Below are 23,329 nucleotides of genomic sequence, written 5' to 3' on the forward strand. Positions count from 1 at the left end.
AAAACCCTACAACTCCTGGTATGAGCTGTCATGACGCAGGCTCCGCACTTGAGCGGCAACCGCGTCACAGGAGGACTCCGTGAAGGGACAAGAGAGAAACAGGGCATTTCGGACGGTGGTGCTGGCGGCGATGAGCTGGGGGCTGCTCGCGGGCTGTGGGCCCACGGACCTGGAGGAAGCTCTTGGGTCGAGCGAGGAGCTGGCCTCCCAGGAGGCGTCCTTGTACGCCAACCCGCGGTGCTCGACCGTGTGCAGTCCCACCGTGTCCTGTGACTTGATGTGCGATCTGGTCCCCGGAGAGCCGTCCACCTGCGGAGATCTGGGCCGGTGTATCGACGGCGATGTGGATGCGGACGGCGTCCCCTTCCCACAGGACAACTGCCCCAGGGATGCCAACCCCGACCAGTCCGACTGTGACGGGGATGGCCGGGGCGACGCCTGCGAGACCGATCCCGGCTACTTCGTCTACAAGGCCCCCACCATGATGCTGTGCCACTTCGACCCGGACATGAGCATCAGCGGCGTCGATGTGGAGATCTACACGGCGGACGTGTACCAGGACATCAGCTGCCTCCACCTCCCGGATCGTTACGCGCGGCGCGAGGTGTCCAGCGTCCACTGCGGCTTCCACAGCGAGAGCACCTGCCAGAACCGTGTGGCGGAGCGTGTTCAGGAGCTGATGGCTCAGGGGTACTACCCCATCACCACCAGCTCAGACCAGGACATGTGCCCCTACCCGCGCTTGTAGGGGCGCGCGTTCGCTCCTGCTCAAGCAGAGAGCTCCTGGGGAGTGTCACTGACAGGAGGCGTCGCTGCGCTCCACGCTGACGCTCTCCTGGCTCTGGCCGACGCCGTCCACCCGGATGCGCCAGGCGTGGCCGGCGGCGCAGGCCTGCACCTCGTACACGCTCCCGCTGCCGGAAGAGGAGACACGCGCGTGCTGGGTGGCGTACTCGCCAGCGGCAAAGAGGGTGGCGTAGTCCGTCTCGCCCCCCTGCCGCTGATAGAGCAGCACCGTCGCCTCCCTCTGCTTGCCGTAGTTGGTGCTGTACCAGCCATCCACCGGCTCCTTGCCGCCCCGCACCGTGGAGACGGACAGCCCCCGCGGGTTGGCTTGGACGATGCGCAGCAACCGCTGTCCCTCCTCGTTTTCCACCCGCGCCGTGGTGCCCTCCAGCGTGGGCATGAGGTCGGGCGGCAGGTGCCAGCGCTGCTCGTACTGGTGAGGCGTATCGGCCGTGAGGCGGTCGAGCACCAGCACCACGTCCTTCTCCAGCAGGAAGAGGCTGCGCCAGTGCATCACGCCCTCGTAGAGCGTGTGGTGGCCCGACTGGTAGAGCCACCCGTCCCCGGTGATGCTGGTGCCCAGCACGGCGTCCCCGAGGGCCTGGTCCTTGCCGTCCACCACCACCGTGTTGTGGGCGCGCGTGCCCTGGTAGTAGTCCTTCTCCGGCCCTGGATCTTCCGTGAACATCCCCGAGTCCGTCAGCAGCGTGCGGCCGGCTGCGAAGAGGACGAGGTTCAGCGCGTCCAGTTGACTGTGGTCGGTGCGGAAGGGGCCCGCGTCGAAGGTGACGTGTGTCTGCGCCAGGTACTCCTTCTGGCCTCCGAAGTCCGAGCGCAGGATGGCGAGGCCGCCGCTCCAGTACGTGGACAGCCGGTCGGTGGGTGCGGTGCCACACATGCCGGCGCTCAGCGTGTGGCGGAACTCGGGGTACTTCTCCGCCAGCCCGTAGAAGAGCGGGGGCAGGAAGCGGCGCACCTGGCGCGCTTGGCTGGCACCGAGCATGGGGATGTTCCCATCGGGCTGGATGATGCGCGCGCCCACGTACACCATGCGATCGACGGCGGCCCAGAGGTTCCCCGGCAGCTTCACGTCGTACTTCTTGGCCCAGCCCGCGAGCATCCACACCTGGGCCATGACGTAGAAGTGGTAGTAGACCGAGTTCTCGACGATGAAGCCGTCAGGCGCGATGACCAGGTCGAGCAAGTCGGCGTAGCGCGAGAGGACCAGCTCGCGCCAGCCGGGTGACTCGGGCCAGCCTGGGAAGTTCTCCGCCACCAAGAGCAGCCCGGCCGCCTGGGCGAAACCGTGGTTGTAGCTGTCCTCGAAGTTCCTCGGTTTGGCGAGGAAGACCGCGTCCGAGCGAATCATGTCCTCGAGCAGGCGCGCCTCCTGGTGAGAGAGCGCGTTGGCGTGCTTGAGCTTCCAGTAGGTGTTGACGAGCACCATGGCGCGGAAGGCCGTGCCGTGCTTGTCCCAGCCGTAGGGCGAGGAGGGACCGTGCTGCGAATAACTCTCGAGCACCTGCATGAGCTTGTCGCGGTACTTGCGCAGCCCCGTCTCGCGGTAGGCCCACAAGAGGTGGGCGGTGGGCCGCAGCCCGTAGAAGACGAACTGCCAGTACTTCTCCCCGTAGGGGTCCTCCCGCCAGGTGAGGGAGTGGGGCAGCTTCACCGGCTCGTAGCGGGGCACGGGCCACGTGTCTTCCATGATGAGGTCGGCGCTCTCGAGGTCACCCTCATCCAGCTCGATATAGGCAATCTCCTTGCCCCATCGGTGGCCTTCCACGACGCACTCCCCCCCGTCGCACTCACCCCGCTCCGAGTGCTCGGGCTCCTGCTCTTCGCAGAAGTAGGCCGCGAACCTGTCCTTGCCGGGATTCTCCGTGCACCCGGGCAGGGAAGACAGGAGCACGCTCGCTCCCACCAGAGCGACGACGGACCGCCAGACCATGCCTCTTCTCCGTTTCATCCACCGTGTGTTGCCCTTGTGGCGCGCCCCAACTAGCTGCCTGACGGTGGGGCGCCAATCGCATGGCAGGGCGGGTGGGGGTCCAAGAACGAACGCCCTACCCGTCCGGGTGGCTGGCGCGGAAACTGCTAGAGGCTCGTGACGTGCGGCGGCTCCGCCACACCCGAAGTGCTTTGCGGGCCCGGGGAGAGAAGGAGGCCGCGTCCTCGGCGTGGCTGACCTCGGATGGCCGCCAGCTCCTGCTCGAAGTTCGCGGACGACCTCTGGGTGGACATGGGCTGGAATGCCCGGGACGGCTCGGGCGTCACGGTCCACGCCGTGAAGCCCGAGGAGGAGCCCTGAGCACTACCAGGGGCAGTTGACGACCTGGACGGTGCGCGTCACGGGCGTGGCGCTGTTGCCGCCACCGTCCGTCACGTTGTAGGTCAACGTGTACACGCCGACGGCCCAGGCATTCACTTCGCCCGTGCGCGACACCCACGGCGTGATGTTTCCGGAGCACGCATCGGTCGCCGTCACGCCCGGATCTGTCCACGGGGTGTTGCACGTGTGCACGATGGACGCGGAGCCGAGGAGCGTCAGCGAGGGCGCCGTCGTGTCATCCACGATCACCGTGCGGGTGACGTCCACAGACCCCGCATGGTTCCACGTGGAGTACGAGACCGGGTACGAGCCCTCGTAGCTCAGCAGAGGGCCCGGCCCGGAGGAGTCCGTGCCCGTGTTGTACGCATGCACCACCAGCGGGTTGCCGCACCCATCCACAGCCTGAGCGCCCGGATCGCTGTACGTCCCTCCCTTGACGCACTCCAGTGTCAGCGGCGAGCCGCCGTTGACCGTGAGCACCGGAGGCAGCGACGCACAGGCCTGCGCGCCGAGGATGGGCGGCGTCGTCGTGGTGAAGAAGTTGGCATAGCTGGCGACGAAGTTATTCCCCTGCCAGATCGGGTACGGCCAGGGGATGGTCGCGGGATCCTCCGTGAGCGCGTTGCCGGTGAAGGTGCCACTCACCTCGACGTAAGGGCCCTGGATGGTGAGCGCGTCCAGCAAGACGGCGCCAGGATACCCGGCCGCACCGTTTGGTGGGACGATCGCGGACGACAACCCTGCTCCCCTCAGGGTCCCCAGGGTGTTCGGGTCGAGGTTCCGGACGCTGACGCGCGTAATGTCCCCCATGAACCGGACGAACTCTCCATAGGTATACGCCGCCACGATGCCGTCAGCGCTGGCTTGGATCGCGACCTGCGGCAGGGCCCTCGAGGTCGTCAGTTCGAGGGACTTAGGCTGCACCGTGCAGGTGGGCGCGAGGACGGAACTCTCGACAGTGATTCTGTAGAAGGGCCGGGGGTATGGGATCGGGTCCACGTCTTCGAGGACCTTGATTGAATAACCACAGCCTCCCCGTGCTGTTTGAGCGGCGCCGACGACAGGGAGACTGGCCAGAGCCGAGGTTCCCAGCAGAGAGACCATCCCGAGGACTACTTTTCCAAGCATTTGCATTGTTGTACCTCCCGTGGTGACCGTCGGGCCGCGAAGCTAGCGCCAAGCCGCGTTCCGTGGAAGACGTGAATGAGAGGGAAAGCCGGTAAGTTTTTAGAAGACACAGGCACGTCCCCCCCCTGGCCAGAGGGAGTACACGCTGGCTACGCTCGCGTCCGTCAGGTGTGCCCTGCGCCCACCCCATCGCGCCGCAGGTCCCCAGGGAGGCTGCCTTGAAGGTTTCCGTTGTCCGCCGGTACGAGTCGAAGCTTGGTGACTCGGACTTCCATCCGTATCGCACCGGTGCCTGGACGCCGAACACGGTGGAAGTCGATGCCACCGACCTGGATGTGATTGCGGGGGAGATTCCGCGTGATCTCGCAGGCCTCTACCTGCGCAACACGGAGAACCCTCTCTTTGAGGCCATCACCGGCCGCTATCACCCGTTCGACGGCGACGGGATGGTGCACGCCCTCCGCTTCCAGGAGGGCCGCGCGGAGTACCGCAATCGCTTCGTGAAGACCGCAGGGCTGCTCGCCGAGCTCGAAGCCGGCGGCGCGCTGTGGGCCGGAATCCTCGAGTCCCCCGAGGCCTCGCAGCGCGATGGCTGGGGCGCCCGGACGCGGATGAAGGATGCCTCGTCCACGGACATCCTCGTTCACCGGGGCGAAGCGCTCACCACCTTCTATCAGTGCGGAGATGCGTACCGGCTCGATCCGTACACGCTCGAGACGCGCGGCACGGTGCACTGGAGCGAGCAGACGCAAGGGAACCCGGGCGTGCGCGGGGTGTTCCCGAAGGGCGCGACTGTGTCCGCGCATCCGAAGGTGGACGAGCAAACCGGCGAGCTGCTGTTCTTCAACTACTCGAAGGAAGCGCCGTTCATGCACTTCGGGGTGATCAACGCGGAGGGGAAGCTCGCCCGCTACGTGCCGGTGCCCCTGCCGGGCCCGCGCCTTCCGCACGACATGGCGTTCACCGAAAACTACGCCATCCTCAATGACTTCCCGATGATGTGGGACCCGGAGCGGCTCGCGAAGAACCAGCACCGCCCCGTGTACCGCCCGGAGCTGGGTTCACGCTTCGGGATCGTGCGCCGCGATGGCACCGGCTCCGTGCGCTGGTTCGAGGCGTCGCCCACCTACGTGCTGCACTTCTCCAACGCGTACGAGGAGGGCGACGAGATCATCCTCGAGGGCTACCACCAGGGTGCGCCGATTCCGAAGCGGCTCGAGGGCGAGACGGCGATCGATGCGTTCCGCAAGAGCCTGGACATGCGCGAGCTGCAGACGCGGCTCCACCGCTGGCGGTTCAACCTGTCCACGGGACAGACGAAGGAAGCGTTCCTCGATGATGAGGTGACCGAGTTCCCGACCATCGACAACCGCCTGGGCGGAAGGAAGCACCGCAAGGTGATCGCGATGACGGGCGAGCCGGGGCACTTCCTCTTCAACGGCCTGGTGGCGTACGACGTGGAGCGCGGGACGAAGCAGTCGTACCGCTTCCCGGAGGGCGTCTTCGCCAGCGAGTCCCCCATCGCCCCGCGCACGGGAGCACGCGGCGAGGCCGACGGTTACGTGGTGACCTTCGTGAGCGACCTGGGCAACGACAGCAGCGAGTGCCAGGTCTTCGACGCGGGGGAGATCGCCCGCGGCCCCATCGCGCGCATCCGGCTGCCGCACCGGATCTCCAGCGGTACGCACGCCACGTGGGTGTCCGAGGAGGACCTCGCGAAGCACCGCGCGCGGTAGCGCATCCAGCGGTTACGCCCGGGCGAGCAGCCGCAGGCGCTCGGGCGAGCGGATGAAGAACGAGGACGTCCAGGCCACCTCCGGCTCCACCCGCTGGAGGCCCTTCCAGCGCGACAGCATCACCTCCAGCATGACCTTCGCCTCCAGCCGGGCCAGCGGCGCCCCGAGGCAGAAGTGGATGTCCTTGCCGAAGGCCAGGTGTCCCTGGGTGTCCCGGTGGATGTCGAAGCGGTCCGGATCCGGGAACCGGCTCTCGTCCCGGTTGGCCGATGCCAGCAGCGGCAACACGATGCTCCCCTGGGGAAGGTGCTCGCCGCCCACCTCCAGGTCCGTGGTCGTCTGCCGGAAGATGCACTGGGCCGGGCTTTCGTAGCGCAGCACCTCCTCCACCAACTGCGGAATGAGCGAGGGGTTCGCCCTCACCTCCTCGAAGACCTCGGGATGGTTCGTCAGCGTCACCAGGGTGTTGCCGATGAGGCTCGTCGTGGTCTCGTTGCCGGCAATCAGCAGCGTATTGATGAACCTCAGCACCTCCTCCGACGTCAGCTGGGCGCCCTCCACCTCCGCCTGCATCAGCAGCGAGATGAGATCCTCCTTCGGCTCGCGGCGCCGCAGCTCGATCTCCCCACTGAAGTAGTGGGCGAACTCCTGAGCCGATTTCTTCACCTGGGCCACGTTGCCCGCCTTGATCAACGACAGCGAGCTCACGGAGTCGTCTGACCAGCGCTTGAAGTCCCGGCGGCGCTCGGGCCCCACCCCGAGCAGCTCGGCGATGACGATCATCGGCAGAGGGACGGTGATGTCCTGCACCAGCTCGCACTCACGCTGACCGGCCACGGCCTCCACCAGCTCGTGGGAGATCTGCCGGATGCGCGGCTCCAGCTGGGCGATGGTGCGCGGAGTAAACGCCTTCGTCACCAGGCCGCGCAGCTTGCCGTGCCGGGGCGGATCCATCTGCACGATGGAGGCCGAGGCGCTGCCCGGGCTCCGAAGCTCGGGCGGGATGCTGGCCGTATAGCCCGTGTTCGAGAAGTGCTTGGAGTTCTGGAGCAGACTCAGCACGTCCTGGTAGCGGCCCACGCTCAAGAAGCCCGTGGGCATCAGCTTGCACACGGCGGACGCTCGGCGCATCTCCGAGAACACCGCGTAGGGGTTGCGCAGGACGTGAGGCGCGGCGACGTCAAAGACGGCGATCATGGGCTCTCCAAGCACAGGGGCTGCCACAGCCGCAGCGAACCGGCACATCCTAGCCCGCCCTCTCCTCCTGCGGGCCTCCCCCCCGCTGTCCCACATGCGCAGCAGGACGGACTCACCTAAACTGTCTCCATGCCCCTCCATCCACAGGCAGCAAACTTCCTTTCCATGGTGGCCGGCGCGCCGCCGCTCGACACACAAACCCCCGAGGAGAACCGGGCCGGGGTTCGGGCCGTCCTGCCACTGACCGGAGCACCCACGGCGCTGGCGGACGTCACCGACACCACGCTGCCAGGTCCGGGGGGCGCCATCCCCGTGCGAGTGTACCGCCCGAGCAACGCCTCCCAGTTGCCCGTCGTGGCGTACTTCCACGGCGGTGGATGGCTCCTGGGCGACCTGGACAGCCACGACTCCACGTGCCGGGACATCGCCCGTTACGCGGAGGCCGTGGTGGTGGCGGTCCACTATCGCCTCGCACCCGAGAATCCATTTCCCGCCGCCTACGAGGACTGCCTGGCCGTCACAAAGGCCCTGCTGGACGACAGCGCCGGCCTCGGCACGGACCGCACGAGGGTCGCCATCGCGGGAGACAGCGCAGGTGGCAACCTGGCCGCAGGCATCGCCCAGGCTCTGCGAGGCAGTTCCCCGGGGCTGGTCCACCAGGTGCTCATCTATCCCCTCATGGACGCGCGCCTGCACCCGACGGGCAGCTCCACGCAGTTCAGTGAGGGCCACTTCCTGTCCCGGCGTGACCTCGAGTACTTCGTGAACACCTACGCGGGCGCGGCCGACCGGCAGGACTGGCGCCTCTCCCCGGGGCTTGCCAAAGACTTGAGCGGCCTGCCAGCGGCGACCGTGCTCACCGCCGAGTGCGATCCCTTGCGCGACGATGGCGAGTCCTATGCGGCGGCGCTGCGCTCGGCCTCGGTTCCGGTCGAGTACCGGTGCTTCGAAGGCCAGGTCCACCCGTTCGTCATGCTGGGCGGCATCATCGACGCAGCGAACGAGGCCCGTCGCCTGATTGGCGAGCAGCTTCGGCAGTCCTTCGCTCGGGCCCCCTAGCCTATCCTGCGCCCCGTGCGAATCGCCGTTCTTCTCCTCTGTGCCGCCGAGGTGGCGCCATGAACCGCGTGGGGATCGCGATCGTCCTGGTGCTCGTTGCGGTGGCTGCCGCCATCGTCTTCGGGCTCACCCGGGATCCTTCGTCTTTCCGTTCCAAGCAGTTCCTCATCACGGGCCGCATGCCCAAGGACTGGTCTTTCCGCGAGCACCCAGGTTCGCTGGGGTTCTCGGTCTCTCGAGCGCATCCGACGGGCCGGTCGACGCGGAGCGCGGCCTGGGTGAAAGCCGTGATCGCCGACCCGGAGGCCACGCTCGAGTCGTGGCGGAACCGGCCGCCTTCGACGCATCGGGTGACCGACGTGACGATCGACTCCCAGCCGGCCATGCAGGTGCAGTCGCCGACAGAGCGCACCTACTACGTGAAGAACCACCGTGGGGACTTGCTCTCGATCCGGTTCGTGGAGGCGACGCCCGTCAACGAGATCGACGAGTTCATGGCGAACCTGCGCCTGCTCCCCGGGCGTCCGGTGGATCCTGATGCTCGGTTCGAGCTGAGCGGCACGGTGAGCCTGCTCACCGGCAACTGCATGCCGCCGGCCGAGTGCAAGCCACTCGGGGTGCAACGCGAGGTCGTCGTCCGCGGAGCAGGACCGAACCTCTCCGCGGGAGAAGAGGTCTCGCGCGCGCTGTCCGACCGAGACGGAGACTTCGAGTTCGAGCTCCCGCCCGGCCGCTATCACGTCTTCGCGATCGAGGACGGGAAGGAGTGGTGCACGAGCTCGGGGCCATTCGGCCCGTGCGGCGTGCGGATCGTCGACCGGGACATCGAGACGTCGGTGGTCATCGATCGCGCGTCGCACTGAGCACCGGGCGGAGGCATGCCCCCGTCTCAGGCGGCCCCAACATCGCGCGGAGAATCTCGTCCAGAGGCCGGACTCCAGGTACCGTCCCTTCGTTTCCTCCATGCCTGCTGAGGGTCTCTTCGATGAAAACGGTTTCTGGGAAGCTCCTGCCGTTCCCCCTGGCGCTGCTGCTGGGCGCCTGTGCCACTCCGGGCGCCAGCGGTCATGAGCCGTCGGGCGCCGGCAACCCCGCGTGGCTTGCGGGCGCACGCGTCGTCGAGCTCAGCCATCCGCTCACCCCCGAGATGCCCCTCTTCCCGGGCGGAACGCCCCTCGGCGTGAAGGTGCAGGGCACTGTCGAGCACGATGGCTACTACATCCGCCACTTCACGATCGGAGAGCACTCCGGTACGCACGTGGACGCTCCCGCCCACTTCGCTCCCGGCGCGGCCACGGTGGACCAGATTCCGCCGGAGACCCTGATGGGCCCGGCCGCGGTGGTGGACGTCACGGCACAGGCGGCCCAGAACCCGGACTACGTGGTGTCCCCCGCGGACATCGAGGCCTGGGAGCGCGAGCATGGTCCGCTCCAGCCCCAGCACCTGGTGCTCATCCGCACGGGATGGGCCGCGCGGTGGCCCGACGAGAAGCGCTACCGCAACGCGGATGCCGCCGGGGTCCTGCACTTCCCTGGGCTCTCCGTGGCCACGAGCCAGCTGCTGCGCCAACGGAAGGTGCGCGCCGTGGGCATCGACACCCTCTCCGTGGATCCGGGCACCAACGCCACCTTCGAGGAGCACAGGGACTTCCTCGCCGGAGGCGGCTACCACATGGAGAACCTCGCGGATCTCTCGATGCTGCCTCCGGTGGGGGCGTTCCTCGTCGTCGCACCGCTGTCCGTCAAGGACGGCAGCGGCGCTCCGGCGCGGGTGTTCGCCTTTCTCCCCTCGAAAGAGTAGGAAGCTCGCCGTGCCCTGGAGCCCGGTGCCGACGACGCTCACCGGCGCACCCTTCAGAGGGCGAGGAACATGTTGACGCCGATCTGATCGCCATTGAGGGTGTCGCTTGTGGCAGGCGAGGACTTCCCGCCAGCAGACACCTGCTGCGCTTCATAGGACTGGTGAGCGAAGCGCAGATTGATGGACCAGCACAGGCTGCTGCACGACACATAGCCCCCCTCGGCCACGAGCCCCAGGGTGTCGCCGAACCGGACGGAGGCATCCTGGCCGTCGAGCGACACTTTGGCCTGGGGAGCCATCACGTACTGCAGACCGCCGCCCAGGCGAACAGCGGAACCGAGCTTGACGAAGCCCAGCAGTTCCAGCGGCCAGCGGTCGAACTTGATGCCCCCATTGGAGGCCGTGGCGTCGTCTACGTGGTAGGAGATCGTCGTTCAGGAACTCATTCCGCCGCTTCTGCGAGGAGCCCGCCGGGATGATCTCAAAGCCCCCGTTCGCGGTCAGGGCCTGGGAGAGGGCATTGCCGAGTTCCTCCTCCAGCTTGAGTTGCAGGCTCGCCTGCTGCTGGGTGAACGCCTGGGTCATGTTGGCGGTATCGGATGCTGCGACCAGCCCACCAATGAGGCCGAAGCTGGCCCCGGGGTGGTTCACGATGGTGACGCTGAGCTCCTCCGGACTGCTGAGCGGCATCAGCGCGATCGTCCGCACGTGCGTGTTGACTGCCTTGTCGTAGGGCTTGTGCGGCACACTGGCACAGCCCGTCAACGCCAGCGCCGCGCACAGCGCGACGAGCCTGAGCTCCGGCTTGCTTCTTGAGAACTGCTCCATGGTCTCCCGCTGAGGTGATTCTGGCGGGCCTGATCAGGTGGCCCGCAGAGGGATGAGACCGTGAGCTGGAGAACGATTCAGGGAATCGTCCTCATCCCGATGGAGCGTGGGTCCCGAGAAGAGAAGTCAAAGGCGGAAGAGGAAGGAGGGTTGGGCACGGCACCGGAATTCTGGGGGCTGGCCGCGCGGGTAGAGCCAAACCAGGTCACCAAGCCCCAGACGAGCATCGAAGTCCCCACGGTCACGGGAATGAAGGACGCGACACAGGCCACTTCGGGGATCTGATTTTCGTCGCAGGACCCTAGCTTCCGCACAAGGCCCACAGCTCCATAGGCGCCGACCAGGCCCCCGGCAACGGCGGCGACATTGCCGGGGTGGTCGATGCCGGAGATCTCCAAGCGTGGAATGGGAACCACCCATCCCGACTGGGTCTCGACGACCACCTCGTCCGGGTCGCTGTGTCGAATCTTGGCCTCGAACCGCCTTCCATCGAAGAGGGAAACCGTCGCGGTCGTCGAGCAACCGCAGAGCGCGGCCAGAAGCACCCAGGTGAGTCTCGTAGGCATCGCTGCACCTCCCCCATCCCATTATTTCCGCGGCTGCTCTCGGGGGCCCGCCTCCAGCGCGCGCAGAGGGGTATTCTGGCCCACGACGATGAAGGGTGCCCAGTAATGGGGATGCCCATGGGTCTGCCGCAGCGCAAGCATCGCCTCACGCAGGGCCGTGGCGCGGCGGCCCTTCCCCTCGAGCAGGTTGCGGTAATAGTCCTCCATGAGCACACGGGTGGTCTCGTCGTTCACCTTCCACAAGCTCATCACCACCGTCTCGGCCCCCGCCGCGACGAAGGCCCGGCGCAGCCCGTAGACGCCCTGCCCGAGTTTGACGTCCCCTCGCCCCGTGTCACAGGCGGACAGGACCACCAGCTGGGTGCCCCACAGGTTGAGGCCGGCCAGCTCCAGGGCCGTCACCATGGCGCTGTCGGGGGGAGGCTTGGCGGCGCCGGAGCCTCCGGACGTCGCCGCGCGCGCGCCCGCCAGGACGAGTCCCGAGCGCAGCAACGGATCGGCCGGGCGCGCGGCGAGGGCGTCCTCTCCCAACGCACCAAAGTGGCCCATGGCACGGGTGGACTCCTGCGTGCTGGGCTCCCCCAGGAAGAAGCCGTGGGTGGCCAGATGCAGCACGCCCGGAGCGGACAGGTGCAGGAGGCGGTCCTTGGTGGCTTCGGAGCCCAGGAAGAGCTGAGCGCTCGGAACCATGCGCTGGATGGCCTCGGCCTCCCCGCGGGTTCCAGGCAGCGGCGTCCAGAGACTCGCGCCCAGGTCGGTGCGCAGCGTGGAGAAGAAGCGCTCGACGAAGAAGGAGCGCTGCGTCGGCCCCGGTGTCTTGCCAGGGGCAGGCGGGACGGGAGCGTGGAAGTCCGGGTCGGCCAGGACGACCACCGACGGTGAAGGAGCCACCGTCCAGGTGCGCGGCAGCAAGTCCTTGCCGGAGGTGAGATAGGTGAAGTCGTAGGAGTCCACGAGGAACTCGGCGCCATCGTGAAGCGCGGCGAAGGGAACGAGGCCCAGCTGCCCGTCCGGCGAGATGAAGACGTTGCGGGTGCGGCCCAGGGCCTTCCTCAGGGGAGCGAAGACGAGCCGGTAGAGCGCCTGGGCAGGAACCAGGAAGTTCGCGTCGCGGTTGGCCAGGGCATCTCGCAGCCGAGCGGCGGCGCTATCGATGGGCTCGGCGGCTCCAAGCTCAAAGGCTTCGATGCTCCCGTCCGGGAAGAGAACCATCGCCAGGTAGCGGAGCTCCTGCGGGGCCTGCGAGCCCCCGGCTCCGGGCCCGCGGAGGATCCCGCGATCCATGTAGGCGATGAACTCGACCAGCGCGTGAGTGGGCGGCAGGGCCTCCGCGACGAGGCTGACCACGTCTTCAGGAGGAGGCAGCGTGGTCAGCGCGCGCAGAGGCGCGGAGCGCCTGGCCAGGTCCGCTTCGAGGGCATCGCCCTGGCTGGCGAGTTCCTGAAGGCGCTGCTGGTAGTCGGCGGGCGCCAGCGATCCGGGCCCCTGAAGCGACAGGGTGGCCAGCTGGCTGCGCAAGCCGCGCAGCCGCTCGAAGGCGTCACGGTCCTGGGCACTGACACGCTGGTGGATGGTGCGTGAGGTATCCGCGGTCTCCTCGACGGAGCGGCCCTTGCGCAGGAGCGCGGCGGTGAGCGCCAGGTGCCGCACCTCATCCTCGGTGGGCATGGCTCGCTGCAGCTCGTAGAGCAGCTCCTCCTGGGTGCGCAGGTGCGCCATGAAGGCGGTCAGACGGGACTCTGAGAAGTCGAGTGCTTCCCGGCGCAGGCGCAGCTCGGAGATGGCGAACGCGCGCTGCAAGAGCGGCAGGGCATCGTCCAGCCGGTCATCGGCCAAGCGCAACTGGGCCAGGTTGATGAGCAGATCGGCGACGTAGGGATGGTTCCTGCCTTGAGTCGCCTCGATGATCGCGAGCGCGCGCCTGTAGCGCGGCTCTGCCCTCTCGACATCGCCTTGCCTGGCGAAGATGAGGGCGAGGTTGTTGAGCGAAGAGGCAATGTCGGGGTGATTCTTGGGCAGAGCCCTCTGCTGAAGGAAGAGAGCGCGCACGGCGAGTGGCTCCGCGCGCTCGTACGACCCGAGGTTCATGTAGAGGCTTGCGAGGTTGTTGAGCGAGGCGGCGACCTGGGGATGGTCCTTGCCGTAGGCCGCCTGATGAATGGCGAGCGCGCGTTTGTAGAGTGGCTCGGCCCGCTCGTACCGCCCCTGCTCCGAGTAGAGCCGGGCGAGGTTGCTGAGCACCACGGCGACCTGGGGATGGTCCTGACCGTGGGCCTTTTCCTGAATGGCGAGCGCGCGCTCGTACAGCGGCGCGGCGCGGTCATATGAGCCCTGCGCCTTGTAGAGAGAGGCGAGGTGGTCGAGCGAAGAGGCGATGTCGGGATGGCGCTTGTCCAGGGCTGCTTCCCGGAGCTCGAACCCGCGCTGGAGCAGGGGCTCAGCCTCGGCCGAGTTTCCCTGAAGCCGATGAAGCACCCCCAGCAGATCCAGACACCGGGCGGTCTCCAGATGAGTCCCCCCCAGCACCGCCTCCGTCAGCGCGAGCGCCTGCCTCCCGTGGATCAGCGCGTCGGCGTACCGGCCCGTCTCATAGAGCTTTGTCGCCCGGTCATAGGCCTCCTGCGCCTGCTCCAGCTGCGACTCCGTCCGTTCCTCTCCGGCCATGGCTCCCGCCGCGCAACAGAGGACAGCGGCCATCATCCACGCGAGCGCCTGCCGCATCACAACCTCCCGGCAATCCCGATGGTGGCCCCCAGTCCCTGCCTGGCCAGGGTCAGCACAGGAACGAAGCGAGGCGGAGAGGATGGAGCGCTCGAGGCATAACCATGGGACAGCCACGGCTCGGGCGCCGAGAGCTCGTAGCCCAGGGTCGCTCCAACGGTGGGCAGAAACAAGATGCCGGCGACCGCGAACACCCCGGAAGTACAGCTCCAGGTCTCGGAGATCTCGCACCCTTCGAGCCCGACCAGGGCCGAACCGGCGACGAGCGGCACAACGAGGCCGAGGATGCTTCCCAACAGGGTGAAGCCCAATCGGCCCCGGCCGTCCATCGCCCAGCCGGTGACAGCCACCCCCAGGCTGGTGGCCAGCACATCGAGTGATAACGGGACCGCGAGCTGCCCGAACGTTGGGGACTCGGAGAGGGCCAGACTGCCCACCGCCATGCCTACGACGCCTCCCCCGAGCCCCGCCAAGGACTCGATGAGGATGCGGCCAGCCGAGCCCCCCTCGCCGCTCCCGTCATGGATGGTCGAATCCATGTCCGTATCCAGCAGGTAGGATTTCCCACGCTGGGAGCCAGGCAGTGCCAGGGAAGAAACTCCATCGAGGCGAGGGAGGATGGAGGCCTCCCCGCCCGGGGACAGGGAGGCAAGGGCGACGGTCAGGACGCAGAGCGTGTACATGGCGTTCTCCCGAGGGAGCCCCGAAAGGCAGCAGGCGGATGGCATGGGCCGGAATGGCCCCTCCCCCCGGTAGAGCCAGTGACCTGGAGAATCATGCAGCCCCAGGCTCCAGAGCCCTCAGACCTCTCAGCGACGCTTGCTGGCCTTCTGCGTGGACCAGGCGAAGCTGTACTCGCGCTCTTCAACCTCCTCGCGCTCCTGGCCCTCCACCTGCAGCTTCGTCACCTGCGAGGTTCGGGCGCTGTAGGGGCGCAGCGTGGCGGCGTCCGTTACCACCTCCAAGGTGGAGACGCGGCGCGCCGACTTGAGCATCGCATTGAAGTCCGGCGTCTTGTCCGCGGGGCCTGCGGCCTTCATCATCTGCGCCATCACGCCCGCCATCCCCTTGCGGAAGGGCTCGCCCTCGAGGACCGTCTCCATCTCCAGGCGCACCGCACCCTTGCGGCCCGCCTCCGGTCCGCGGTGGCGCACCGTCACCTGGCTGTCCACCGGCCCGGAGGGCAGCTGCATCGGCACCGTGCCCGAGCGCTCCGCTCCAGCCGCCAGATCCGTGCCCACCCAGGCCCCCACCCACACGTTCCAGAAATCTCCCGCCTTCTGCTTCATCATCTGCGCCATCGACGGCTGCGAGAGTGCCGCGCGCATCTGCTCGCGCATGCCCTTCTCCTCGGGAATCATCGCGAGGGCCCGCGCCACGGTCTCCTCCATCCCCACCACATCCACCACCTGGCCCTCGGGCGAGAGCACCAACGTGGGGATGGCGCCGGCCACCGCCGCGGCGGCCTTGATGTCCAGGGGCAGCGGGCCCTTGGTGACATCGCGCCCGTCCAGCTCCACGAACTGGAACTTGTCCAGCTTCAGCTCGTACCCGCCCCCCTGACGCGCCGACAGCGCCGCGTCGTAACGCACGACCGAGCGCCTGCCCTTCTTGAGGATGCGCTCGGTCACCGTCACCCGCGACGGCGCGCCCCAGGCGAAGCGCAGCTCGGGACCGGCCGCGAGGGCTTCCGCCTTCGGAGCGGCGGCAGTGGGGTCGGCGGCGAGAGCAGAACTGGCTGTGAACAGCATCGCCGCCAGGAGAACGACGAAGCGCATCGGGTGTACCTCATCAGGTATCGAGTGGGTCCGCGCGTATAACACGGGTCCTGCCTCCCCTGCCTGCGCTGGGCTTGAGACTCCTGCGAGTTCGCCGGATTTGTCAGGGGCTTCTGTCAGCTCTCCCGCACTCTGGATGTAGCGGCTTTCGACAACGCAGTTTCAGGAGTCACTCAATGCAAAGAAGCTCTTGGGGCTGGATGAAACGGCTGTTGGGACTCTGGCTGGGAGTGGGTGTGGGCAGCCGCCGGAGGCGCCGGAAGAGCAGGCTTCGCTGGGCGCTGCTCTCGGGAGCGCTTTCTCACGAGTGAACTCGGGGCTGAGTGGCATTGAGCTTTGGAGGGGCGTTTCGCTTCGGGGAGGCGCATGCGGGACGCGACATCTCCCCCCTTGCTACTTCCAGCTGTATGCCACGACCTGGGGATTGCCACAAGCCCCCCTCTGTGAGGCACAGACGCCGGCCGCACGCGAAAAACAGCGGGCGCGGAGGAACAAATGCACACCGAATCCGGACGCAGTGTGGCCACGAACAACCATGCAGTGCTGATCGCCGGAGGCGGCCCGACGGGCCTGATGTTGGCAGCCGAGTTGGCGTTGGCGGGGATCGACGTCGCCGTCGTCGAGCGTCGCGTGAACCAAGAACTCCCCGGGTCACGCGCTGGCGGCCTGCACGCCCGCACGATCGAGGTGTTCGATCAGCGGGGCGTCGCCGAGCGCTTCCTCTCGCAGGGGCAGATCATGCAGGTGGCTGGCTTCTCGTTCATCCCGCTCGACATCAGCGACTTCCCGACGCGCCACAACTATGGGCTCGCGCTCAGGCAGGCTCGCATCGAGCGCATCATGGCCGAGTGGGTCGCCGAGCTGCCGGTGACGTTCTATCGAGGGCGTGAGGTGACGGGGTTCGCGCAGGACGACACCGGCGTCGACGTCGAGCTGTCGGACGGCGCCTCGCTCCGGGCGACGTACCTCGTCGGGTGCGACGGAGGCCGGAGCCTGATTCGCAAGAATGCCGGGATCGAGTTCCCCGGCTGGGACGCGTCGACCAGCTTCCTCATCGCCGAGGTCGAGATGACCGAGGAGCCCGCGTGGGGCGTGCGCCGTGGAGACAAGGGCGTCAACGCCATCGGCAAGCTCGACGACGGCAAGCGCGCCGGCGTCGTGCTGGTCGAGCCGCAGGTCGGCAACAGAATCGAGCCGACCCTGGATGAGCTGCGCGCGGCGCTGATTGCTGTCTACGGGACCGACTTCGGTGTTCGCAATCCGACCTGGCTCTCCCGATTCTCCGACATGGCTCGGCAGGCGGCGTCCTACCGGGAGCGACGGGTGCTCCTCGCCGGCGACGCGGCGCACGTGCATGCCCCCACAGGCGGACAGGGACTCAACATCGGCGTGCAGGACGCCGTGAATCTCGGCTGGAAGCTCGCGCAGGTGGTGAGGGGCCTCTCGCCGGAGACCCTGCTCGACACCTACCACGCCGAGCGGCACCCCATCGGTGCCCGCGTGCTCCGCCTGACGATGGCCCAGATAGCGCTCGGCCGCGGCGACGATCGCACCGAGGCCCTGCGCGAGAACATGACCGAGCTGCTGAAGATGGAGCAGCCTCGCAAGCAGTACGCCGCGATGATGTCGGGCCTCGACGTCCACTATGACTTCGGTGCGGGGCACCCGCTGCTCGGGCGTCGCATGCCCGACCTCGAGCTGAGCACGGAGAACGGTCCGAAGCGCGTGTTCTCGCTGCTGCACGAGGCCCGACCGGTCTTCCTCAACCTCGGCGAGCCGGGCGCCTTCGACATCACGCCGTGGACGGAGCGGGTTCGGCGGGTGGATGCCCGCTACACGGGCGCGTGGGAGCTCCCGGTGTTCGGTGCGGTCGCTGCGCCCTCGGCCGTTCTGGTTCGGCCCGATGGCCATGTCGCGTGGGTGGGAGACGGCACGGATTCGGGGCTGCGTGACGCGCTCACCCAGTGGTTCGGACCGCCCACGCCGGCGTAGCACTGCTCGTACCAACGACAAAGCCCCTCTCCGAGTGGAGAGGGGCCGTCGGAAAGCCGGAGTTGGACTCAGCCGCCGAGCATCAGAAAAATGGGAGGCCAGTTGAAGGTCCTGGGCCTGTGGGTTGTCTTGAGCGCCTCAACACCCCGCTGCCTGATGTGGCCCTCGCGCCGCGGCCAGCCTCGCACCTGCCGTGGTCAGGCCCAGGGGCTTCACAATCGCGCGCCCCCCTCGTGCTGCCTTCACGTACGCCAACACCCTGAAGCCTGCCTCCACACCTCACGCAGGCGAACACGTCGAAGTCGAGTGAGCTTGAAATCCGGGTGGGGACGAATGCATCCCTCGGAGGCTTGGAAAAACTTGGAAATCGTCTCTTCCATGAACTGTGAATCTTGCACGGCTCCGTAGCGCACCGTCCGAGGGGAGGTGCGCTGGGCGCAGCCCTGGAGAATTTTCCCTGCCGGGGCAAGCTCAAGCAGGGGGTTCCCCTTAATCCATTCTTCTATTGTGCAATCAATAACACCTGTAGAGTCCGCCGCCCGAATTGAGCCTCGCTCTCCGAAGCGCCGTAGGGGCTGGAGTCACCATGACGACGAAGTACCCGCTGTTGCTTGTGCTGGCACTGGCCGCTGCTTGCGGAGACAACCACAAGCCCAATCTTCCCCCCACTGTCGCGGATGTCAGCGTCTCCACCGCCGAGGACACCCCGGTGGCCATCACCGTCTCGCCGGAGGATGCGAACGGCGACGCGCTTGAGGTCACATTCGCCACCCCCAGCCATGGCACGCTCGCGGGCACGGGGACGTCGGTGACGTACACGCCCCATGCGAACTTCGCCGGAAAAGAGACGTTCACGGTCACGGTCTCCGATGGCAAGGCCTCGGCGACAGCCACCATCTCCGTCACCGTGAACCCGGTCGATGACGCCCCGGTGGCGGGCAACGACACCGCGACGACGGACGAGAACGTACCGCTGACGCTGGCGGCCGCCACCCTGCTGGCCAATGACACCGAAGTGGACGGGCAGACTCTCACCATCACTGGCGTGAGCAGCGCGGTCTCCGGTACCGTGGTCTTGGCAGGCACCACCGTCACCTTCACTCCCACAGCCGATTTCTCGGGCACGGCCCGTTTCCAGTACACCGTGTCGGACGGCACCCTCACCGCCACCGCCACCGTCACCGTGACGGTGAACATGGTGAATGACGCTCCGGTGGCGACCGATGACACCGCGACGACAGACGAGGACGTGCCGCTGACACTGGCCACCAGCACCCTGCTGGCCAACGACACGGACCCGGAAGGACAGACACTGACGATCACCGGCGTGAGCGGCGCGGTCTCTGGCACAGTGGCGCTGGCGGGCACCACCGTCACCTTCACCCCCACGGCCGACTTCTCGGGCACGGCCCGTTTCCAGTACACCGTGTCGGACGGCTCCCTCACCGCCACTGCCACCGTCACCGTCACCGTGAGCCCGGTCGATGATGCCCCGGTGGCGACCGATGACACCGCGACGACGGACGAAGACGTGCCGCTGGCGCTGGCCACCAGCACCCTGCTGGCCAACGACACGGACCCGGAAGGGCAGACACTGACGATCACCGGCGTGAGCGGCGCGGTCTCTGGCACCGTGGCTCTGGCAGGCACCACCGTCACCTTCACCCCCACGGCCGACTTCTCGGGCACGGCCCGTTTCCAGTACACCGTGTCGGACGGCTCCCTCACCGCCACCGCCACCGTCACCGTGACGGTGAACCCGGTGAATGACCCCCCGGTGACGACCGACGACACCGCGACGACGGACGAAGACGTGACGCTGACGCTGGCGGCCACCACCCTGCTGGCCAACGACACCGACGTGGACGGGCAGACGCTGACGATCAGCGCCGTGCAGAACCCGAGCAATGGCGTGGCCACGCTCTCCGGGACGACCCTCACCTTCACTCCCAACGCAAACTTCAATGGCACGGCCGCCTTCGAGTACGTAGCGACCGACGGGCTGGCCACCCGCATCGGTCTGGTCACGGTGACGGTGAACCCGATCAACGACGCGCCCGTGGCCACCGACGCCACGGTGAGGGTGGCCCAGAACACCTCCACCACCGTCACCCTGAGGGCCACGGACGTGGACGGTGACGCACTGTCCTTCACCATCGCCACCCCTCCCGCTCAAGGAACGCTGGCAGGGACAGGCGCCAACCAGACCTACGCTCCGGCAGCGGACTTCGCGGGGCAGGACAGCTTCACCTTCACGGTCAGTGATGGCACGCTGACCTCCAACACCGCCACGGTCAGCATCACCGTCTACCCTCCCTTCGTTTGCGGCGACGGCAACCTTGAGCCCGGCGAGGTGTGTGACGACGGAAACCGCGTCGCTGGGGACGGCTGTCGCGCGGACTGCCGCGGCCTGGAGGTGTGCGGCGACGGCCTGGTGGACAGCGTCGCGGGCGAGCAGTGCGATGATGGCGGAACGGCTTCTGGAGACGGCTGCGACGCCTCGTGCCAGCTCGATGCCTTCTCCAGCGTCCCGCCAACGCTCATCAGCGGGGCCTTGAGCTGCCGCACGAACAACTCGAACACGGGGCGTAAGGTGGCGGTGGATGCGCTGGGCCGCTTCTTCGTGGTGATGAACTGTGGCGGCACCGGGTATGTCAGCGTGAGCCGGGATCGCGGCCAGACCTGGGTGGGCCCCACCTCCCTGGGCATCACCGGCGTCGCGGAGATCGCGATTGAAGGCGGCCCCACGGGAACCGCCTATGTGTCGGCCCTCGCCAGTCCGGGCAAGCTGATTTTCACCCGGACCACCGACGCGGGCGAGACCTGGGAGACCCCTCGAGAGATCTCAGCTGTGGTCGAGGCCGAGGTGAGCATGGACTCCCTGGGCGACGCCCTCTACATGTCCTTCTCGATGAACTCGACGAACCTGCGCATCCTCCGGAACTCCGCCCGGGGCGAAGGTTCTTTCATCGTCACGGATGTGGCCCAGGCCAATAGCTTCCACGAGCTCATCGTGGACAAGATCAGTGGAGACGTGTTCTCGGTGAGTGACAACCCGGCGTTCCACATCCGCCGCAGCAGCGACGCGGGCGCCACCTTCGGCGCCGAGAGCGCACCGCCCGGGCAGGCCTTCTTCTCGGATTGGACAGGCTCCAACAGCTTCCTCTACACGACAGGAACCAACGGAGACGACAACATTGACGTCATCCCCGTGTCGGCCCCCGGGACGAGCACCCAGGTGCATGGCCTGCCCACGGACGTTGGCCCTGGCCCCCTCCGCAGCATTGACGCGGATGCGCTCGGTAACGCCTATGTCGTCACGCAACGGAACACGGGCAACATCCAATTGGACAGAATGCTCTTCGGGGCCTCTTCGGTGGCGCAGGCGGACGCCCGGACCCTTGGCGCCGGCAGCGCCCCGGCGGTCGCGGCTCTCCCCTCGAACACCGGCGCCCTCGTGGCCTACACGAACGGCACCAGCGTCTACGGCGCGGTGGTCGTGTACTAAATTCACGCTTTGCCTTCATCCCCTTTTCGAGACCGTGTTCATGCGGAAGTTCGTTGCGAAGTCATGGGTGTACACTGTGAGCCTGCTGGCGATCTCTGGCCTGCTGGCAGCCCCTCAGGCGCGAGCGGAGGGTGAGGAGCCCCAGGGCCACCTGGAGGCGGGGCTCTTCGGAGGCGGGCACTTCTTCTCCAAGAATGGAGAGCTGGGGGTGGCGGACTACCCAGACCTGGTGCCCTCGCTCAAGAACTCCGGGTTGCTGGGAGCCCGGCTGGGCTATGCGCTGCTCCCGAGCCTGTGGGTGGAAGGCGAGCTGGCCGCCATCCCCACCTCGGACTCCCTCTCGGACGCGTCCGTCTTCGTGATGGGCTGGCGGGCCCATGCCCTGTTCCACTTCTGGAGCTCGGGCCGCTGGCGTCCTTTCCTGGCTGCGGGCGTGGGGGCCCACAGCTCCTTCACGGGGCGCACGGGGGTGGATCAGGTGGAGAATGACACGGACTTCGCCCTCCACTGGGGTGCCGGACTCAAGTACGACCTGACGCCCCGGCTGTCGCTGCGCGGAGATCTGCGCCACCTGCTGCCGCCCTCCCGGCAGAGCCGTGGCGTCACCCATGACTTCGAGCTGCAGGCGGGCCTCTCCTACCGCTTCGGTGGCGAATCCCGCCCGGCCCCCCCTCCGCCTGAGCCCCTGGACACGGATGAGGATGGGGTGCGGGATGAGGCGGACGCCTGTCCGCGTGAGGCGGAGGACAAGGACGGCTTCCAGGACGAGGACGGCTGCCCGGACAACGACAATGATCAGGACGGGGTGGCCGACGCCGCCGACAAGTGTGTGGACCAGGCTGAGACCGTCAACCAAGTGGATGACGAGGACGGGTGCCCCGAGACAGACGAGGATGGGGACGGTCTCCTGGGCTCCAAGGATGCGTGTCCCGCGCAGGCGGAGGACAAGGACGGCTTCCAGGACGAGGACGGCTGCCCGGACAACGACAATGATCAGGACGGGGTGGCCGACGCCGCCGACAAGTGCCCCGCCGAGTTGGAGACGCGCAATGGTTTCCAGGACGACGATGGGTGCGCCGATGAGCTGCCGAAGGCGGTGCAACGCTTCACGGGCGTCATCACCGGGCTCCAGTTCGCGGCGGGCTCGGACCGCATCCAGGCCACGTCCTATGCGCTTCTGGATCAGGCGGTCAAGGTGCTGAAGCAGTACCCGGACGTGCGGTTGGAGATCTCGGGGCACACCTCATCGGACGGGAACGCGCAGGCCAACCAGGAGCTGCCACAGCGACGAGCCGAGGCGGTGCGGAAGTACCTGCTGTCCAAGGGGATTGAGGCGAGCCGGGTGACGGCGCAGGGGTTTGGCTCCTCCCGCCCCCTGATGCCGAATGAGGCGAGGTCGGGGCGTGAGAAGAACCGGCGCATCGAGTTCCGGGTCATCAACGACGCGCCAGCGAGCGGAGCGGAGGCGCACCCCAAGTAAGGGCCCGAGACCCGCGCGCTGAAAACCGTTTCCGGTCCTCGCGGGCGCCCACGATTCTGCGGCCCCGAGCAGCCCGGCCCCGATTCTGGAGCATCAGAAAAATGGGAGGCCGGTTGAAGGTGAGGGCTGGAGAGGAAGGGCCGAAGAGGGCTGCGGACGGGGTCCGCCCGAGCAGTAGCAACTCGGCCCAGTCCTCTCGCGGACTCCGCTGCTTCATCCGCTCCGTTCGGGCCGCTGCCTCCTTCCCCGAGCTCGACTCCTACTCACCGGCTTATCTTTCCATGCGCACATGGCAGGTACACCCTTTCATGGTCGATGTCAGAACCCTCCCGAGCGGATTGAGGCCATCCCTCTACCGTCGTCAGCATCTGGCGCATTAGGAGGAAGCACTGATCAGGCCGTTGGTGACCCGCTGGG

16 protein-coding genes are annotated in these 23,329 nt (G+C 67.4%); 8 read left to right on the forward strand and 8 right to left on the reverse strand.

Annotation, left to right across the window (positions count from 1 at the left end):
• Window positions 1–79: 79 nt before the first annotated feature.
• Complete coding sequence (locus DB31_RS23265; RefSeq protein ID WP_044191290.1) at window positions 80–748, forward strand: thrombospondin type 3 repeat-containing protein; 669 nt, start codon at window positions 80–82, stop codon at window positions 746–748.
• Window positions 749–793: 45 nt separating this feature from the next.
• Here the strand turns inward: DB31_RS23265 and DB31_RS23270 are convergent, their stop codons facing one another.
• The gene (locus tag DB31_RS23270; RefSeq protein WP_044191292.1) at window positions 794–2,737 is read right to left on the reverse strand and encodes a heparinase II/III family protein; all 1,944 of its coding nucleotides are present in this window, start codon (window positions 2,735–2,737) and stop codon (window positions 794–796) included.
• Between the two features lie 363 nt (window positions 2,738–3,100).
• Window positions 3,101–4,117, reverse strand: coding sequence for a DUF5011 domain-containing protein (locus DB31_RS45075; RefSeq protein ID WP_052420170.1), 1,017 nt, complete (start codon window positions 4,115–4,117; stop codon window positions 3,101–3,103).
• A 347-nt stretch (window positions 4,118–4,464) separates the two neighbouring features.
• Here DB31_RS45075 and DB31_RS23280 point away from each other — a divergent pair, with 347 nt between their 5' ends.
• Window positions 4,465–5,982: a carotenoid oxygenase family protein gene (locus DB31_RS23280; RefSeq protein ID WP_044191295.1), complete on the forward strand. Its 1,518-nt coding sequence runs from the start codon at window positions 4,465–4,467 to the stop codon at window positions 5,980–5,982.
• 12 nt (window positions 5,983–5,994) lie between these two features.
• Here the strand turns inward: DB31_RS23280 and DB31_RS23285 are convergent, their stop codons facing one another.
• The gene (locus tag DB31_RS23285; protein WP_044191297.1) at window positions 5,995–7,179 is read right to left on the reverse strand and encodes a cytochrome P450; all 1,185 of its coding nucleotides are present in this window, start codon (window positions 7,177–7,179) and stop codon (window positions 5,995–5,997) included.
• A gap of 165 nt (window positions 7,180–7,344) precedes the next feature.
• Between DB31_RS23285 and DB31_RS23290 the strand changes: the two genes are divergently transcribed.
• The 3 genes from DB31_RS23290 to DB31_RS23300 all read left to right on the forward strand — a co-directional run bounded on the left by DB31_RS23290 (window position 7,345) and on the right by DB31_RS23300 (window position 10,039).
• Window positions 7,345–8,238, forward strand: a complete 894-nt coding sequence (locus tag DB31_RS23290; protein WP_205628551.1) for an alpha/beta hydrolase — start codon at window positions 7,345–7,347, stop codon at window positions 8,236–8,238.
• Between the two features lie 59 nt (window positions 8,239–8,297).
• Window positions 8,298–9,101: a hypothetical protein gene (locus tag DB31_RS23295; protein ID WP_044191300.1), complete on the forward strand. Its 804-nt coding sequence runs from the start codon at window positions 8,298–8,300 to the stop codon at window positions 9,099–9,101.
• 122 nt (window positions 9,102–9,223) lie between these two features.
• Entirely contained in the window at window positions 9,224–10,039 is an 816-nt protein-coding gene (locus DB31_RS23300; RefSeq protein ID WP_075306146.1) for a cyclase family protein, read from the forward strand.
• Window positions 10,040–10,092: 53 nt separating this feature from the next.
• Here DB31_RS23300 and DB31_RS23305 read toward each other — a convergent pair whose 3' ends face one another.
• The 5 genes from DB31_RS23305 to DB31_RS23330 all read right to left on the reverse strand — a co-directional run bounded on the left by DB31_RS23305 (window position 10,093) and on the right by DB31_RS23330 (window position 15,932).
• Window positions 10,093–10,338 carry a hypothetical protein gene (locus DB31_RS23305; RefSeq protein ID WP_044191302.1) on the reverse strand — a complete coding sequence of 82 codons (246 nt, stop codon included), beginning with the start codon at window positions 10,336–10,338 and terminating at the stop codon, window positions 10,093–10,095.
• 606 nt (window positions 10,339–10,944) lie between these two features.
• Window positions 10,945–11,433 (reverse strand): hypothetical protein, encoded by a 489-nt coding sequence (locus tag DB31_RS23315; protein WP_044191308.1) that lies wholly within the window; start codon window positions 11,431–11,433, stop codon window positions 10,945–10,947.
• 21 nt (window positions 11,434–11,454) lie between these two features.
• Entirely contained in the window at window positions 11,455–14,154 is a 2,700-nt protein-coding gene (locus tag DB31_RS23320) for a CHAT domain-containing tetratricopeptide repeat protein (protein ID WP_044191311.1), read from the reverse strand.
• Entirely contained in the window at window positions 14,154–14,693 is a 540-nt protein-coding gene (locus DB31_RS23325; RefSeq protein WP_157232115.1) for a hypothetical protein, read from the reverse strand. Before DB31_RS23325 ends, DB31_RS23320 begins: the two co-directional genes overlap by 1 nt.
• 270 nt (window positions 14,694–14,963) lie before the next feature.
• Window positions 14,964–15,932, reverse strand: coding sequence for a hypothetical protein (locus DB31_RS23330; RefSeq protein WP_044191314.1), 969 nt, complete (start codon window positions 15,930–15,932; stop codon window positions 14,964–14,966).
• 495 nt (window positions 15,933–16,427) lie between these two features.
• On the opposite strand from DB31_RS23330, the gene DB31_RS23335 reads away from it, so the two are divergent.
• From DB31_RS23335 to DB31_RS45085, 3 genes are all read left to right on the forward strand, one after another.
• A complete protein-coding gene (locus DB31_RS23335; RefSeq protein WP_044191317.1) occupies window positions 16,428–17,924 on the forward strand; it encodes an FAD-dependent monooxygenase in 1,497 nt (498 codons plus the stop codon).
• 586 nt (window positions 17,925–18,510) lie between these two features.
• Window positions 18,511–21,432, forward strand: a complete 2,922-nt coding sequence (locus tag DB31_RS45080) for a tandem-95 repeat protein (RefSeq protein ID WP_052420171.1) — start codon at window positions 18,511–18,513, stop codon at window positions 21,430–21,432.
• Between the two features lie 40 nt (window positions 21,433–21,472).
• Window positions 21,473–22,912, forward strand: coding sequence for an OmpA family protein (locus tag DB31_RS45085; RefSeq protein ID WP_052420172.1), 1,440 nt, complete (start codon window positions 21,473–21,475; stop codon window positions 22,910–22,912).
• Window positions 22,913–23,329: the final 417 nt, after the last annotated feature.

It is taken from the genome of Hyalangium minutum, from assembly GCF_000737315.1.
Classification (GTDB): Bacteria; Myxococcota; Myxococcia; order Myxococcales; family Myxococcaceae; genus Hyalangium; species Hyalangium minutum.

Excerpts from the sequence above, each read along its gene's own strand:
- DB31_RS23270 (WP_044191292.1), bottom strand. The coding sequence starts at position 2,737 with ATGGTCTGGCGGTCCGTCGTCGCTCTGGTGGGAGCGAGCGTGCTCCTG.
- DB31_RS23285 (WP_044191297.1), bottom strand. The coding sequence starts at position 7,179 with ATGATCGCCGTCTTTGACGTCGCCGCGCCTCACGTCCTGCGCAACCCC.
- DB31_RS23290 (WP_205628551.1), top strand. The coding sequence starts at position 7,345 with ATGGTGGCCGGCGCGCCGCCGCTCGACACACAAACCCCCGAGGAGAAC.
- DB31_RS23295 (WP_044191300.1), top strand. The coding sequence starts at position 8,298 with ATGAACCGCGTGGGGATCGCGATCGTCCTGGTGCTCGTTGCGGTGGCT.
- DB31_RS23300 (WP_075306146.1), top strand. The coding sequence starts at position 9,224 with ATGAAAACGGTTTCTGGGAAGCTCCTGCCGTTCCCCCTGGCGCTGCTG.
- DB31_RS23305 (WP_044191302.1), bottom strand. The coding sequence starts at position 10,338 with ATGGCTCCCCAGGCCAAAGTGTCGCTCGACGGCCAGGATGCCTCCGTC.
- DB31_RS23315 (WP_044191308.1), bottom strand. The coding sequence starts at position 11,433 with ATGCCTACGAGACTCACCTGGGTGCTTCTGGCCGCGCTCTGCGGTTGC.
- DB31_RS23320 (WP_044191311.1), bottom strand. The coding sequence starts at position 14,154 with ATGCGGCAGGCGCTCGCGTGGATGATGGCCGCTGTCCTCTGTTGCGCG.
- DB31_RS23325 (WP_157232115.1), bottom strand. The coding sequence starts at position 14,693 with ATGGATTCGACCATCCATGACGGGAGCGGCGAGGGGGGCTCGGCTGGC.
- DB31_RS23330 (WP_044191314.1), bottom strand. The coding sequence starts at position 15,932 with ATGCGCTTCGTCGTTCTCCTGGCGGCGATGCTGTTCACAGCCAGTTCT.
- DB31_RS23335 (WP_044191317.1), top strand. The coding sequence starts at position 16,428 with ATGCACACCGAATCCGGACGCAGTGTGGCCACGAACAACCATGCAGTG.
- DB31_RS45080 (WP_052420171.1), top strand. The coding sequence starts at position 18,511 with ATGACGACGAAGTACCCGCTGTTGCTTGTGCTGGCACTGGCCGCTGCT.
- DB31_RS45085 (WP_052420172.1), top strand. The coding sequence starts at position 21,473 with ATGCGGAAGTTCGTTGCGAAGTCATGGGTGTACACTGTGAGCCTGCTG.